Annotated in this window: 16 protein-coding genes; 11 read left to right on the top strand and 5 right to left on the bottom strand. The window is 64.2% G+C overall.

The genetic code is table 11. The annotated features are described in order from the left end of the window. The first annotated feature begins 6 nt into the window (after positions 1-6). Entirely contained in the window at positions 7-489 is a 483-nt protein-coding gene (locus J8F10_RS01195; protein ID WP_210651892.1) for a GNAT family N-acetyltransferase, read from the top strand. Then, a complete protein-coding gene (locus J8F10_RS01190) occupies positions 486-788 on the top strand; it encodes a hypothetical protein (RefSeq protein WP_210651891.1) in 303 nt (100 codons plus the stop codon). The genes J8F10_RS01195 and J8F10_RS01190 overlap by 4 nt, the downstream gene beginning before the upstream one ends. On the opposite strand, the gene J8F10_RS01185 is transcribed toward J8F10_RS01190, so the two are convergent. After that, positions 777-1,535 (bottom strand): HisA/HisF-related TIM barrel protein, encoded by a 759-nt coding sequence (locus J8F10_RS01185; RefSeq protein ID WP_210651890.1) that lies wholly within the window; start codon positions 1,533-1,535, stop codon positions 777-779. The genes J8F10_RS01190 and J8F10_RS01185 overlap by 12 nt on opposite strands. Before the next feature lie 212 nt (positions 1,536-1,747). On the opposite strand from J8F10_RS01185, the gene rpsB reads away from it, so the two are divergent. The 3 genes from rpsB to rpsT all read left to right on the top strand — a co-directional run bounded on the left by rpsB (position 1,748) and on the right by rpsT (position 4,009). After that, positions 1,748-2,641: a 30S ribosomal protein S2 gene (rpsB, locus tag J8F10_RS01180; protein WP_210651889.1), complete on the top strand. Its 894-nt coding sequence runs from the start codon at positions 1,748-1,750 to the stop codon at positions 2,639-2,641. Positions 2,642-2,778: 137 nt separating this feature from the next. After that, the gene (tsf, locus tag J8F10_RS01175) at positions 2,779-3,636 is read left to right on the top strand and encodes a translation elongation factor Ts (protein WP_210651883.1); all 858 of its coding nucleotides are present in this window, start codon (positions 2,779-2,781) and stop codon (positions 3,634-3,636) included. Positions 3,637-3,718: 82 nt separating this feature from the next. Beyond that, on the top strand, positions 3,719-4,009 hold the full coding sequence (gene rpsT / locus J8F10_RS01170; RefSeq protein ID WP_210651881.1) for a 30S ribosomal protein S20: 291 nt from the start codon (positions 3,719-3,721) through the stop codon (positions 4,007-4,009). A 109-nt stretch (positions 4,010-4,118) separates the two neighbouring features. On the opposite strand, the gene J8F10_RS01165 is transcribed toward rpsT, so the two are convergent. Continuing rightward, the gene (locus J8F10_RS01165) at positions 4,119-5,741 is read right to left on the bottom strand and encodes a sigma-54-dependent Fis family transcriptional regulator (RefSeq protein ID WP_246522744.1); all 1,623 of its coding nucleotides are present in this window, start codon (positions 5,739-5,741) and stop codon (positions 4,119-4,121) included. Positions 5,742-5,950: 209 nt separating this feature from the next. On the opposite strand from J8F10_RS01165, the gene J8F10_RS01160 reads away from it, so the two are divergent. From J8F10_RS01160 to J8F10_RS01140, 5 genes are all read left to right on the top strand, one after another. Further along, on the top strand, positions 5,951-6,520 hold the full coding sequence (locus tag J8F10_RS01160; RefSeq protein ID WP_210651878.1) for a carboxymuconolactone decarboxylase family protein: 570 nt from the start codon (positions 5,951-5,953) through the stop codon (positions 6,518-6,520). 64 nt (positions 6,521-6,584) lie between these two features. Then, the gene (locus tag J8F10_RS01155) at positions 6,585-7,058 is read left to right on the top strand and encodes a nuclear transport factor 2 family protein (protein WP_210651876.1); all 474 of its coding nucleotides are present in this window, start codon (positions 6,585-6,587) and stop codon (positions 7,056-7,058) included. A 46-nt stretch (positions 7,059-7,104) separates the two neighbouring features. After that, positions 7,105-7,698: a DUF417 family protein gene (locus J8F10_RS01150; protein ID WP_210651874.1), complete on the top strand. Its 594-nt coding sequence runs from the start codon at positions 7,105-7,107 to the stop codon at positions 7,696-7,698. 171 nt (positions 7,699-7,869) lie between these two features. Then, the gene (locus J8F10_RS01145; RefSeq protein ID WP_210651873.1) at positions 7,870-8,835 is read left to right on the top strand and encodes an alpha/beta fold hydrolase; all 966 of its coding nucleotides are present in this window, start codon (positions 7,870-7,872) and stop codon (positions 8,833-8,835) included. A gap of 18 nt (positions 8,836-8,853) precedes the next feature. Next, positions 8,854-9,477 carry a pyridoxamine 5'-phosphate oxidase family protein gene (locus tag J8F10_RS01140; RefSeq protein WP_210651868.1) on the top strand — a complete coding sequence of 208 codons (624 nt, stop codon included), beginning with the start codon at positions 8,854-8,856 and terminating at the stop codon, positions 9,475-9,477. Between the two features lie 25 nt (positions 9,478-9,502). Here the strand turns inward: J8F10_RS01140 and J8F10_RS01135 are convergent, their stop codons facing one another. Next, positions 9,503-10,042, bottom strand: coding sequence for an MgtC/SapB family protein (locus tag J8F10_RS01135; protein WP_246523781.1), 540 nt, complete (start codon positions 10,040-10,042; stop codon positions 9,503-9,505). A 246-nt stretch (positions 10,043-10,288) separates the two neighbouring features. On the opposite strand from J8F10_RS01135, the gene J8F10_RS01130 reads away from it, so the two are divergent. Next, entirely contained in the window at positions 10,289-11,224 is a 936-nt protein-coding gene (locus J8F10_RS01130; RefSeq protein WP_210651849.1) for a catalase family peroxidase, read from the top strand. Between the two features lie 203 nt (positions 11,225-11,427). Here the strand turns inward: J8F10_RS01130 and J8F10_RS01125 are convergent, their stop codons facing one another. Continuing rightward, positions 11,428-12,933: a leucine-rich repeat domain-containing protein gene (locus tag J8F10_RS01125; RefSeq protein WP_210651848.1), complete on the bottom strand. Its 1,506-nt coding sequence runs from the start codon at positions 12,931-12,933 to the stop codon at positions 11,428-11,430. 222 nt (positions 12,934-13,155) lie between these two features. After that, a complete protein-coding gene (locus J8F10_RS01120) occupies positions 13,156-14,694 on the bottom strand; it encodes a HEAT repeat domain-containing protein (protein WP_210651847.1) in 1,539 nt (512 codons plus the stop codon). Positions 14,695-14,886: the final 192 nt, after the last annotated feature.

Genomic DNA, 14,886 nt, shown 5'->3' with positions numbered 1-14,886 from the left:
GACCCCATGATCCGCTCCGCGACGCCCGATGACGTGCCCGTGATTGCGAACCTGATCCGCGCGCTGGCGGAATACGAGAAACTCGCGCACGCGGTCGTGCTCCAGGACGCCGATCTGCACCGCCACCTGTTCGGCGCCACGCGCTACGCAGAGGTACTGCTCGTGGAGGATTCGGGCGCGGTCGTCGGGTTCGCGCTGTTCTTCCACAACTATTCGACATTCCGCGCGAAGCCCGGCATCTACCTGGAAGACCTGTTCGTGATCCCAGAAGCGCGCGGCAAGGGTCACGGCAAGACACTGCTACGCGCGCTGGCGAAGCTCGCGGTGGCGCGTGATTGTGCCCGCGTCGAGTGGTCCGTGCTGAACTGGAACGAGCCGTCGATCCAGTTCTACAAGTCGCTCGGCGCGAAGCCGATGGACGAGTGGACCGTGTACCGACTCACGGACGACGCGCTCACGAAGTTGGCTTCGTCTGGAGAAGGGCGATGAACCCGCCCCCGGTGCTCGACGGTGCTCATGTCCTGTGGTGGGCGTGGGCGGGTGAAGTACCGTTCGGTGAACTGCCCGGCGCGCAAGGTGACGACCTCCGCGTGTACGGATTCGCGGTGTGCCAGTACGCGACCGGGCAGTTGTATCGGTTCACCTGCAACGAACACTGGGAAGTCGTGCAAGATATGGATCACAACAACGAAGAAGACGCGAAGGCGGACATCCCAGGGCAATACGACGCGGATCGTGTTGTGTGGCACCGGTGGGCAGATCCGAACAGTGACGCTTCAATCGCCTGACTGGTCGGGTCCGCTCAATGTTCCGTCATACAGTGCAGACGCGACGAGTACGCCGGTCGCACCGGCTGCGCCCAAACGGTCCACGTCTTCCCAGGTGCGCACGCCGCCGCCCGCGATCAGATCGATATCCGGGAACTCGTTGCGAATCGCGCGGAGCAGGGGTTCCGTCCCCGCGCCGGTACCAGTACCCACGCGGGCGAGGTCGAGCACAATGAGCGCGCGAACACCCATTTCGATCACACGCCGGGCCAGGGGCACCACGTCTCGGTCGTTCTTAAGCTTCCAGGCACGCCAGTTGCCCACTAATATCCCGTTCTTGAGGTCGAGTGAAAACGCGACCGGTCGGCGGAGTGGTTCGGTGAGCGTTTCCCGGAGGATTTCCGGCACGCGACAGGTTTCAAATCCGACCACGGGCCGAATGTGAGGGGAGTCCGGGAAATCGAGGATATCCGTGCGCCCGATCCCGGCGTCCAGCCAAGTAGGTACCTCCCACGCGCTCAAGATGTCGCGGGTCGCACGAGAAACGGGCGATTTGCCGGTGATCGCGTCCAGGTCCGCAATGTACAACTCGTTGGCGCTTGCGAGTTTCAGGACGGCACGGGCGACGTCCGCGGGTTCACGGCTCCCGGAGAAGGGGCACGCGATCGGGCGATAGTTCTCGCGCACCCCACCGCGTGCGCGCACGACGACGCCGCTCATCACGTCCAGAACGGGAATCAGGCGCGGCCGAGCGTGTTCCGCTAACATCGGTGCGAAGAAAGCCGAGAACTGGGTTGGCCGATATTTCGTCGGAGATTATATTACTAGCTTCTGGGTTCCCGCGCCGTAATTTCGTGCGCGTTCGTACCCATTAACCGCCCCAGAAACCGTGTTGGGGGCGAATCTTTTCTCAGTTGGGGGATGTGCCTCGTCATGCCAAACCTGTGCGTGATCTGTGCGGTGTCCTCGAAGGAGTTGCTGTGGCTCTCGTAGACGTGAAAGTGCTTCTCGAAGCGGGCGTCCATTACGGGCACCGGGCCAGCCGGTGGAACCCGAAGATGCGGCCGTACATCTACGGCAAGCGGAACCTGATTCACATCATCGACCTGCGCGAAACCGTGCGAGGCCTCCTGCGTGCGTACCGCTACCTGGCTCAGGTGGTGGCCCGCGGCGGCCTCGTGATGTTCGTCGGCACGAAGCGCCAGGCGAAAGAAATCGTCGAGAAGGAAGCCGGCCGGTGCGGGATGCCCTTCGTCAGCGAGCGCTGGCTCGGCGGCACCCTCACGAACTACCGCACGATCCGCAACCGCCTGAAGCGCCTTCAAGAGCTCGAAGCCATGTGGCTCCCCCAGGGGGAGAACCCGAACCGCGTCGACCTCAACGCGCACATCGCCTCGCTGATGACCGAAGCGGGCAAGCTCGACCCGGCCCTCGCGCCCGACACCGCGGACATCCTCACGCACTCCAAGAAGATGATCTCGACCTTGAGCCGCGAACTGCTCAAGATCCGGCGCAACCTGATGGGCATCCGCGACATGATCAAGCCGCCCGATGCGCTGGTCATCGTCGGCCCGAACAAAGAACACATCGCGGTGAAGGAAGCCAAGCGGATGGGGGTCACCACCATCGCGCTCATCGACACCGACAGCGACCCGGACCCGGTCGACCTGCCCATCCCCGGCAACGACGACAGCATCCGCTCCATCGAGGTGATCCTGGCGAAGCTCGCCGACGCCTGCCTCGAGGGGCGCGCCGCGCTGCCGCCGGAACAACAGGGCATCCAGAAGACCCGCGTGCAGCCGCAACCCAAGGCGCCCGCGCCGCCGGCCCCGCCCGCACCGGAGTCGAACCCCGCTCCCGCCGGCGCTGTCTAAAAACATTGAGTTCCCGGTTCCGAGTTCCCCCTCCCCGGCCGCCGGTGCTCCCCGTTTGTTCGGGGAGCGGGACGGTAGCGGGTCGCGTGGATAACTTGGAACTTGGAACCCGCAACTAGGAACTTTGGGAGAGAGTTATGCCAGCCGTAACGCCGCAGATGGTCAAGCAGCTCCGCGACCGGACCGACCAGCCGATGGGCCTGTGCAAGCAGGCGCTGGACGAGAACGCCGGGGAGATGGAGAAGGCCATCGACTGGCTGCGCGAGCGCAGCAAGGGCGTGACCGCGAAGCGCGAGGGCAACGAGACCGCCGAGGGGCGGGTCGGGGCGTTCGTCGACAACGCCGCGAAGGTCGCCGCGATCGTCGAGATGCGGTGCGAGAGCGCGCCCTCGGCCAAGAGCGACCAGTTCATCGCGCTGGCCAACGACCTCGCGAAGCACGCCGCGGGCAGCAAGGCCGCGGACGCGCCCGCGCTGCTCGTGGAGCCGTTCGGTAGCACCGGCACCGTGCAGGACCGCATCAACGACGTCGTCGGCGTGATCCGCGAGAAGATGGTGCTGCACCGCTTCCAGCGGCTCGAGGGCGGCGTGTACGGCGGCTACGTTCACCACGACGGCACCGTCGGCGTGGTGATCGAGTGCAAGGGCGCGGCCGCGAACGACGAACTGCTCCGCGACGTGGCGGCCCACATCGCGGCCCTCAACCCGCCCTACGCGACCACCGCGGACGTGCCGGCCGACGTGGTGGAGAAGGAAAAGGGCCTCGTCAAAGCGGACATGGACGCCGACCCGAAGAACACCGGGAAGCCCGCGAACATTCTGGACAAGATCGCCGAGGGCAAGCTCCGCACGCGCCTGTCCGAAGTCGTGCTGAGCGAGCAGCCGATGGCGAACGCGGGCAAGTACCCGAACACCAGCGTGGGCGCCGCGCTGAAGAAGGCCGGGCTGGAGCCGGTCCGGTTCGTCCGCTTCAAAGTCGGCGCCGTCGCCTTGTAAATCACGTGCCCGTCCGGGCGCCCGCACCCGCGGGCGCCCGAACGGGTGATCCAATACCACCCGAGTAGCGAGAACACGAGACATGCCTCACACAGCCAGCGCGTGGAAGCGCCTCCGCAAATCCGAAAAGCGCCGCCGCCAGAACCGGGCCGCGGCCAAGAAGCTCAAGGGCCAGCGCAAGGAAGTCGCCACCGCGATCATCGGCACCGACGCGACCAAGACTACGACCGAGGTGAAGGCGACGCAGGCGATGCTCGACCGCGCCGCGACCAAGGGGTACATTCACAAGAACAAGGCCGCCCGACTCAAGTCGCGCCTGGTGAAGCGCCTCCGCGCTGCGGCGACCAAGCCCGCGGCCCCGGCCGCCAAGTAAGCACGAAAACAAACGATCGGCCGGCGTGAGTCCACGCCGCGCCGCTCACCACATCTGTAACACGCCCCGCACCACGCACATCGTTCCGGTTTCCCTCTTCGTGCCCGCGTCATCGCGGCACGAGCCCCAGAACTTTGATCCGCGACGCGAGAGTCGTCGGCTTCACCCCGAGCAGTTCGGCGGCCCCACCCGAACCGGACACCTTCCCCTTCGCTTGCCGCAGCGCGACGCGGATGTTGTTCGCTTCCAGTTCTCGCACCTCGGCATCGGTCAGCACGCGCTCGTCCCCGACCGCTACCGCCGTGGTTGGCGCTTTGCTCGCGGACCCGAGGGAACTCGTGGGCAGGTCAATGGTCAGGCGCGAGCCGTCGGCCGTAATGACCGCGCGCTCGATGACGTGCTGCAACTCGCGGACGTTCCCCGGCCAGTGGTACCGCTGAAGTTGCTGGACGTTCGCCAGTGTGAGTCGCGGCTTCGGGCGCCCGAGCTTGCGTGCGGTCAATGCGAGGAAGTGTTCGGCCAGAAGCGGGATATCTTCCCCGCGCTTGCGGAGCGGCGGCAGCTCCACCGGGAACACACTCAGCCGGTAGTAGAGGTCTTGCCGGAACCGCCCGGCCTCGGCTTCCGCACGGAGGTCGCGGTTGGTAGCCGCGATGAGCCGCACGTTGATTTTCCGGGTGCGCTCTTCGCCCACGCGCTCCAGTTCGCCTTCTTGAAGTACGCGGAGCAATTTCGCCTGAAGTTCCAGCGGGATTTCTCCCACCTCGTCGAGGAACAGCGTTCCGCCGTCGGCCAACTCGAACCGCCCCGCCCGGTCGCGCAGCGCGCCGGTGAACGCCCCCCTCGCGTGACCGAAGAACTCGCTCTCGTACAACTCGCGCGGCACCGCGGCGCAGTTCACTTTTACGAGCGGCCGAGCGGCTCGCTTGCTCCGGCGATGCACCTCTCGCGCGACCAGTTCCTTTCCGGTGCCGCTCTCCCCCAAAAGAAGAACGGCCGAATCCGTTGGCGCGACCAAGTCGATCTGGCGCGCGACCGCTTCGAGCGCCGGACCGCCCCCAACTAACTCGCCGAACGCGCCGGTCCGCGTCACTTCTTCGCGCAGGTACTCGTTCTCCAGCTCCAGTTTGGCGCGCAACTCCTCGATCTGCTCGAACGCCCGCGCGGTCGCAATTGCAGCGGCGGCGTGGTCGGCAATGGTCCGCAACCAGCCCATACACTCCGCGCCGATTCCCCCGCGTGCGAAAACCGCCAGTACGCCGAGCACCTGATCGCGGTGAACGAGCGGCTGACCGCCGAACCCCGCGATGCCCTCCGCTCGTACCCAGTCGGGGCGCGCGACCCACTCGGGCGGCTCGGGCGATGAGAGATCGGGAACCTCGATCGGTTCACCGGTCGCCGCGATCCGCCCGACCTTGCGCACACCCAGCGGAACGTGCTGGAACGCCCCATCGAGCCGGGTCCATTCGACCCCCGAATCGACCACGGATCGCCCCGCGCTCGCGACCAAATGGAGGCACGTGGGCCGACCGCTGCACTCGGCCGCCGTCGAGCACCCCGCACAGTCCGCGGTCCGCTGCACCAACCAGATTCGAGCGAGCGCCACCCGCGCGGACTCCGCCGTCCGCGTGACGACCATCCGCAGCAGTTCCGGCAACCGGTGCTCGCGGGCCATATCGAGCAGCAACCGCTTAGGATCGGCAAACAACGGAACGATTTGGGATATGCTCATTGCGACCTCTCAACGAGATTTCGCAACCATTTTACGATAATTCATGACGAAACGAAAATTCGTCAACCAGAAACGCGGCCACACTTTGCCGCAACCACCAGACTGATCGTGTGTTATGCGAATCGCTTCACGTTGGCACGGCGTGTGAATTAATTAGCCGCAACCTGCTCAATGATAGCGGGCCGACACAAAAGAAAAGGGCCACGATCATGTCCCGTATCAGCCAAATCCATCCCGACACTGCGACCGGCCGGGCCAAAGAACTACTGACAGCCGTGAAGGGGAAGCTCGGGCTGGTCCCGAACATGACCCGCGCGATGGCGAACTCCCCGGCGGTTCTCGATGGCTACCTGCAATTCAGTGGCGCGCTGAGCAAGGGCACACTGTCGGCCAAGTTCCGCGAACAAATCGCCCTCGCGGTGTCACAAGCAAACGGGTGCGAGTACTGCCTCGGAGCGCACTCCGCTGTCGGCAAGATGGTCGGGCTGACGACCGAGCAGATCCGTGATAGCCGACTCGGAACCACGGTGGACCCGAAGGCGGACGCGGTGCTCCGGTTCGCGCGCCGGGTGGTCGAGACGCGCGGTCGGGTCGATGTCAGCGACCTCAACGAAGTTCGCGAAGCCGGCTTCGGTGACGAGGTGATCGCCGAAGTGATCGCACACGTCGCGCTCAACGTCTTCACGAACTACTTCAACGAAGCCGTTAAGACGGACCTCGATTTCCCCAAAGCGGAAGCCCTGCCCGATCAACGGTTGCAGGCAAGCACCGCCGAATAGTTCGGTCCGCTCAACGCCCGCGGGTTCGTCGCGGGCTGTCACTCTCACCCGATCGGAGAATGCCATGAACCCGACTCCCGCTGTAATCGCTCCGCCGTTCACCCTGGAAACCGCCACTCAAAAGGTCCGACTGGCCGAGAACGCCTGGAACACCCGCGACCCGGAGCGCGTGGCGCTGGCTTACACCGAGGACTCGGTTTGGCGCAACCGGAGCGAGTTCCCGGTCGGGCGCGACGAGATCCGCGCGTTTCTCACCCGCAAGTGGGAGCGCGAACTCGACTACCGGCTGGTGAAGGCACTGTGGGCGTTCACCGCGGACCACATCGCGGTCCGGTTCCGCTACGAGTGGCACGACCACACCGGGAACTGGTTCCGCAGCTACGGCAACGAGTTGTGGGAGTTCGACGAGCGCGGGCTGATGCGCCGGCGCGAGGCGAGCATCAACGATCTCGCTATTCGCGAAGAGGAGCGGACGTTCTTCTGGCCCGCGCCCGGTCCCCGACCGGCGGACCACCCGGGCATCCCGGACGTGCGGTAACTCACTCCCCAACTTTTTCGACCGAGTGTTTCGCGGAGCATCTGTCATGAACCGGATCAACCAACTGTTCGAGCTGGCCGCGCGAGCGGACAAATTTGGTATCGCCCTGACCCGCGTCGGGCTAATCGTGGTGCTGGTGTGGATCGGCGGCCTCAAGATCTTCAAGTACGAGGACGAGGGAATCGTCCCGTTCGTGGCCAACAGTCCTCTCATGAATTTCTTCTACCAACAACCCGCGGGCGAATACCGTAAGCACATGAACCGCGAGGGCGAGTTGGTGCCCGCCAACCGCGAGTGGCACGAGCAAAACGGGACGTACCTGTTCGCCTACGGCCTCGGTTCGGTGATCGTCGCTTACGGAGTCCTCATCGCACTCCACCCGGTGTTCCCGGGAGTCTCGGCCGTCGGCAGCTTCTTGGTGTTCGTGATGTCGTTCGCGACGCTCTCGTTCCTGATTACCACGCCCGAGTGCTGGGTGCCACCACTCGGGAGCACGGAGCACGGTTTCCCGCTCCTGTCCGGCGCGGGGCGGCTCGTCATCAAGGACGCAATCATGATGGGCGCGGCACTGGTCACGATGGCCGATTCTGCAAAAGCGCATTTGCGAAAGCGGGACGCGAAGTCGGCAGTCGCGGCTTGATCCGGTCTTGACAACGAGCCGCGCCCGCAAGGAAGCGGGAGGCGCTACCGCTTCCTTGCGGGCGCGGCTCGTCCGAACCGCGCGTCCCGCTTTGTGGTCACGGGTCGTGCGAACTGATTCAGCAGTGTGAATCCCGAATCCCCCTCACGCCTTCAAACAGGAGACACGATCATGATCCGCCTGGCAGTATTCGCCCCGATTGCCGCCGTCGCGTTGACGGTCGGGCTGGCTGGTTCCGCCGTCGCTCAACAGCCGGCGCCTGCCGTTAAGGTGGCGCACAAGACAGTGAAAGTTGGTGACCTGGACATCTTCTACCGTGAAGCCGGACCGAAGGACGCCCCCGCGATCCTTCTGCTCCACGGGTTCCCAACCAGCTCGCAGATGTTCCGCAACCTGCTCTCGGCACTGGGCGATAAGTACCGCGTGATCGCGCCCGATTACCCCGGGTACGGCCACAGTTCAATGCCGTCGCGAGACAAGTTCAAGTACACCTTCGACAACCTCGCGGACGTGATCGATCAGTTCACCGAGAAAGTGGAGCTCAAGAAATTCGCCCTCTATGTGCAGGACTACGGGGCGCCGGTCGGATACCGGATCGCGGTCAAGTACCCGGACCGCATCACCGCGATCGTGGTGCAGAACGGTAACGCCTACGAAGAGGGTTTGGACAATGAGTTCTGGAAGCCCATCAAGGCGTACTGGAAGGAACCTACTAACAAGGACAAGCGCAATGCCCTCCGCGATGCCCTGACTTACGACACCACCAAGTGGCAGTACACGCACGGGGTCAAGAACCCCGAACTGGTCAGCCCGGACGGTGCGGCCCACGACCAGTTCCTGCTCGACCGCAAGGGGAACGATGAGATCCAGCTCGACCTGTTCCTGAGTTACGGCAGCAACCCGCCGCTGTACCCGAAGTGGCAGGAGTACTTCCGCAAGCACCAGCCGCCGGTGCTGATCGCGTGGGGCAAGAACGACCAGATCTTCCCCGCGGCCGGGGCCGAGCCGTACAAGCGCGACCTGAAGACGCTCGAGTTCCACCTCCTGGACGCGGGGCACTTCGCCCTGGAAACGAACGGGAGCGAGATCGCCGAACTGATGCGCAACTTCCTCGGTAAGCACGTGAACAAGAAATAACCCGATGAGGGTGTTCCCATGCGAGAATACGCGAGTGACGTCGCCTTCACCCCCGCGGTGAAGGCCGTTCAGGAACAAAAGGGTTCCCGAAAAGGGTACGCCCGGATGGAGCGCAGCGGCAGTTGGGAAACCACGGTTACGCCCGAACTGGCCGCCTTTATCGCCGAACGAGACATGTTCTACCTGGGCACCGCGACCGCCGACGGGCAGCCGTACATCCAGCACCGCGGCGGCCCGACGGGGTTCCTGAAAGTCATTGACGAACGCACGCTCGGGTTCGCCGACTTCGGCGGCAACAAGCAGTACCTTACGCTGGGCAACCTGTCCGAGAACCCGAAGGCGTTCATCTTCCTGATGGACTACGCGAACCGCCAGCGCGTGAAGCTGTGGGGCACCGCGCGAGTGATTGAGGGCGACGCGGACCTGGAAGCGAAGCTCCGCGACCCGACGTACCCCGGCAAGGTGGAGCGGGGGATCCTATTCACGGTTGAAGCGTGGGACGGTAATTGCCACCAGCACATTCACCCGCGGTACACGAACGAAGAGATCGCCCCGGTCGTCGAGAAGCTCCAGACGCGAATCACGGAACTGGAAGCCGAAGTCAAACGGTTACGCGCGGCCGCTCCCGCCAGCCCTCAGTGAGCCGCCCACCGCGCATAAGCGGTGCTCACTTTTTCGACTTGGCTTTGCCCTGGGGCGGTGGGGACTGCGGGGGCGATCCGTTTTGGTGGCCGAATGACTGCGTGAGTTTGGGAACCGCGTACAGCACGAAGAGAGCCAGCGCGGTCGCCAGCACCGCGGTGGCCTCGCGCCCCATGCCCGCGGCAACTCCGATCGCGGCGGTCAACCAGATGCCCGCCGCAGTCGTCAGACCTTTTACGTCCTCCTGCCCCGTTCCCCGGACAATGGTCCCGGCACCCAAGAACCCGATCCCGGCAACGAGCCCCTGCAGCACGCGGGTGAGGTCCGCGTCCGATACTTTGGCCTGCTGCGGGATCAGCACGAAGAGGGCCGCGCCGATCGCCACCAGCATGTGCGTCCGGGTTCCCGCCGCGCGTCCCTTGGATTCCCGCTCGTACCCCAATACCCCGCCCAGCACCGCGGCGATCACCAACCGGAGTATGATGCGGGTCACCTGCGCGACATCGGAAATGTCTGAGAATTCCTCACGAATGGTGTCCCAAATTTGTTGCCCCCACCCGCTCATAACTGGCACCGCTTTCCCGTGATGACGTTAGCTCGCGCTTCGGACTGCACGAGTTCTAGCAACCGTCACGCCGCGGGACGACCATATGTTGGTTCTGGCAAAAACCCGACGGGGCACGAGCCGCCCCACGAGGCCGATACCGAATTGTGTGCAGCCTCTCCGCTTCCATAAGTTGGGCGGTATCTCCGCTGCGCATTTCAGGCCGTGACCCAATACGATTCACCCACGATCCCGGAGACCCGTAACATGCCGTCCGCACTGATTACCGACCTGCTCGACGTCCTCGACAAACTCTCCGGAGGCGCGCACGCCGGGTTCCGACCGGCGCACGCAAAGGGGTTCCTGTACTCCGGCACCTTCGCTCCCGCACCCGAAGCCGCAAAACTGACCCGTGCGCCGCACGCGAACCGGCCGTCCACTCCTATTACTGTGCGGTTCTCGCTGTCCGGCGGAATCCCGACCCTGGCCGATAACGATCCGAAGGGGTCGAGTCCGCAAGGGTTCGCGGTCCGGTTTCACCTGGCCGACCACGTCCACACGGACATCATCGCCCACTCGCACAACGGCTTCCCGGCCCGAACGGGGGAAGAGTTCCTGGAGTTCCTGCGTGCGGTCGCGGCCAGCGGTCCCGATGCGCCCACGCCGCCACCGGTCGCGCAGTTCCTCGCCACGCACCCCCTGACGAGGAAGTTCGTCGAAGCCCCGAAGCCGATCCCGTCGAGTTTCGCCCGACAAGCGTTCTTCGCCGTGACCGCGTTCAAGTTCACGAATGCGGATGGAGTAAGCCGATTCGGGCGGTTCCGCCTCGTGCCGGACGCGGGGACGGAGTTCCTGAGCGCTGAACAAGCCGCGACGAAGACCACGGACTTCCTCGTGGCCGAGCTTTCGGAGCGCTTAACGAAGGGTGCGGTCACGTTCCGCGTTGTGGTGCAACTGGCCCAAGACGGGGACGAGGTGACCGACGCGACGGCCGTGTGGCCCGAGTCCCGCGAGCAGGTTCCGTTCGGAACACTCACCATTACGGAACGGGTCGATGAACTGGACCCGGAAATGCGGAAGGTTATTTTTGACCCGATCCCGCGCGTGGACGGAATCGACTCCGCGGGCGACCCGCTCACCGACGTCCGGTCCGATATCTACCTGCTGAGCGGTCGGCGCCGCCGGGCGGCCGCAGCGAAGTAAGAGCGTACCGGGACTGAAGTGCGTTTTTCGCGCGCACGCGACATTGCGCCGGTACGAATGCCGGCGCATTTTGTGGGGGGGGCAAGGCTCTTTGCAGGCCCATCATGCCTTTCTGGGCCACGAACGCGCTCAAATTCCCAAGTGGTCACATCAGATTCGACACCACAACCCGCCTCGAATGGGCGGGTTGACTGCGCCACGCCTTAAGGTGAAAGTTGACTCTTGAACAAAGTGCCACTAGCTCCGAGATACGCATCTATTGATATATCGATGCGACATTTCGGCAAATTCTTATTGAGTTCTTTGATACCAGCATCTGTCACCGAGGTCTTCCAGAGCGCTAAATAAGTCAGCTTCTTCATTTTGGCGACATCTCCGAGCCCGGCGTCGGACACTTTGCATTTGGTGACGAGTAAACACTCGAGTTTCACGCACTTAGCCAGGTGTTTCAGTCCCTCGTCCGTCAGGCGAGTGTTGTCCAGACCGAGCGTGGCGAGAGAAACAATTTCGCCGAGATGCGCGGCACCTTTATCGGTGATCAAAGTCGAATCAAGGTTGAGAGCAACGAGTTGCCCCTTGTACGATGCCAGAGTCTTAAGCCCCTCGTCGGTCACCTTCGTAGACGCAAGATCCAATTCCATTAAATTCGCCAGCAGAATAAGGTGACCAACCCCCTTGTCCGTTACCTCCGTCGAGTCGAGTGAAAGGTGCGCGAGGCGTTTGAACTGGAGCAGGTGTTTTAGCCCGGCATCGGTAATGTCCGTCGCGCCAACCTTCAGCGATTTCAGGCCCCGTAGTGGCGCCAGCTCCTTCAGCCCGAGATCAGAAATCCGTGTGCTGTGCAGGTCGAGAGAGGTGAGACGAATGAGCGGTGCAAGAGATTTGAGGCCCTCGTCGGTCAGAGCTGTATCAGCGAGTTGCAAGTTCGAGAGCGTTGTGATACGGGCGCACTCCTTCATGCCGTCATCGGTCACGCCGGTGCCACTGAGAATCAGCGTCTCCAGTTTTTTGAACGCCGCCACGTATCGTAAGGCATTGTCCCCCAAGTCACCGTTATTGCTCACGTCGAGGTAAGCGAGGTTACTGAGCGAAACGAGGTGCTTGAGACCGAGGCTCGATACGCTCGTTAGACTCAGGTCCAAGGCCACCAGACGATCGAGCGAACTCAGTTGCTTTAATCCGGCGTCCGACACTGCGGTATTCGCGAGTTGCAAACGGGTCAAGCTCTTGAGGCGGGTCAAGCTCTTGAGGCGGGCGTCGGTTATCGACGTGTCCGAGAGATTGAGAGAAGTCAGCAACTTCATGGACGAGAGCGTTTCAAGCACGTCGTCGGCGATGAGATTCCCGCTGACATCTAATGACGTGAGGGCCGGCAACGCGGTCAGTGCCTTGAGTCCGGTGGCCGTGATGCCGGTGTAGTGAAGATTTAAAGCGGCGAGTTGCTGAAACGACGCCAGGTACTTCGCTCCGTCGTCTCCGATCGTGCTGCCGTAGAGGTCCAGTTCTTGGAGTGAAGTCAGCGCCGGAAGGGATTTGAGAGCCGTCTCGTCGAGCTTAGCGCGTTTGAGAACAACCCGCACCACCGCTCCCTTCGGGCCGTAATCCACTCGCCCACCCAGCCGTTCAACGATGTGAACGGTGCCGCGTTCGCGTTCGACCGCGGGAGCGCCTTGCCAAGCCAACAAAGCAATAATAACGGCGAGCTGCATAAGTCACCCGGAAAAGCGCAGCGCACCTGCTGTGTTTCGTTTTCACCGACGCAAAAGAGCGGGTGGACGTGTCTCGTGAAGTGGGTCCAGGCTTTGCGCAGGCCCACAAGCCCGTCTTGGGCTGGTAGGCGATCCGAGGCGCGCGGCCTCTGTTCGTGTTAACGTTACCCTGGAAGACGGTGGGCCTGCGCAAAGCCTGGGCCCACCTGACAAGACGCCCACTTATGGCAACTGCACGTTTTCCATCACGAAGGGCACTTCGACGATCACCGGGCGCGGGCCGACGAGGACCACCTTCGCCGGCGCGCCGGCGTCCTTGCGGAACGTCATGGTGATGTGCTGGAACATCATCGTCCCGTCGTCGCTCGAGTCGTTGTAGTCGCCCGTGCTGCGCTGGGTGAGCATCTGCTTGCCGCTCGCATCGTACGCCTGCACGGTCGGGGTCTGGGTCGCGCGCGGCGATTCCGGCCAGATGCCGCCCGGGTTGAACCCGCGGCGCGCGTTCACCGCCCACGGCGAGGGGTATTCCAACCGCAGTTGCACCGTGACGCCCGCGTTCCCCTTCGGCTCGCCCACCGCCATCACGGTCAGGCGCGTTTGCCCGGCGCCGTCGAACGCGGTCCCCGTGTTCTTCGCCGGGTTGGTGATCGTGATGAGGTTCTGGTTCGGAACCTGGATCTCGCCGAGCACGTAGCCCTCTAATCGCTTAAGCGTGCGAGCGTTCGGCGTGCCGAGCTTGAGCGGCACGCTCACCATCCGCGGGTTCGGGAGCGTTTCGGGCGGGATCGGCATCCCGGTCCGCGGGTCGAACCGGCCGAAGCCGCCCCCGACGAACCCCATCCCCCCGCCCCACGCGACGACGCCCTCGAACTCGCCGTTACCCTGCGCGAACGGCCGGGCGGTCCCGGCCCCGCCGGTGCGCCCGGCGTCGTCCACGAGTTTGTGGATCTTCACCCCCACGACGTCCTGCCAGTTCAGCCCCGGGATCGGCGCGACGTCGAAGCACAGCGTCGTGTCGCCCGTACCGAGGGTAACGCGGTGGCCCGGGAACTTACGTGGCATCACGAGAACACGAACCGCGGAGTCGCGGGCACCGGGCAGGCGCTCGCCCGAGCCATCAATGAGCACCACGGGCACCGCGTCCGGGGCCGGCGGGGCCGGCGGGGGGACGTACACCCGGCGCCCCTGCGGTTGCTGCTTCGGCACGTCGAGTTCGAGCCGGTGGGCCTCCCGCAACCCGGCCGCGGCGCAGAACTGTTCGAGCGCCTCCCACACCGGAACCTCGCCCGCGGTCACGCACGTGACTTTCCGAAGCGGGTCCGCGATTCGGGTGGTGTCGAGCGCAAGGTTCAGTTTGGTGCGCGCTTTCAGATCGTTGATCGCGCTGCCGAGGGGCGTGTCGCGGTACGCGAGCGCGATTTTCTTCGGAACCAGCAGGGCCGCACTGTCGACGTTCCGCTCGAGGCGGAAGAGGATGCCGGCGGCCCGGCGCCGAACTTCGGGGTCGTCCGATTTGGTCGCGTCGCGCAGGAGCGGGATCGCGCCGGGACCGGACTTCTCCAGTTCCGCAACGGCCGATTCGCGGTCGCGGAAGTCCTCGGCCCCGAGGCGCGCAATCAGTTGAGCGACCCGCGACGGGACCGCGGGCGCGCCCGTGGATACGTTCGCCCCGGGCGCGGGGGACACAGGAGCGGGTGGGTTCCCCCCCGCGACGCCGACGGCCAGCCCGCAAGTTCCGATCGCCGCGAACAACCGCCTCATATTGTGCCCCTTCAGGATGTGGAGAAGCGACTCAATAGTACCCGCGAAGTCAAGCCGTCCGCAACCGGCCAGATCGCGCGCGTTACGATTCGTGTGAACCGGTACCGCCTGTGAGCCCCGGCGCGGCGCGAGCGATTATTACGCCCCGGTTCCCCGGCGCCGCCCCCGAACCCCCTGCTTCTCCAGCCGCAA

The organism is Gemmata palustris (genome assembly GCF_017939745.1).
Lineage (GTDB): Bacteria > Planctomycetota > Planctomycetia > Gemmatales > Gemmataceae > Gemmata > Gemmata palustris.
Note: the sequence above shows the minus strand (reverse complement) of the source record. Positions and strands in the feature narration are given on the sequence as shown.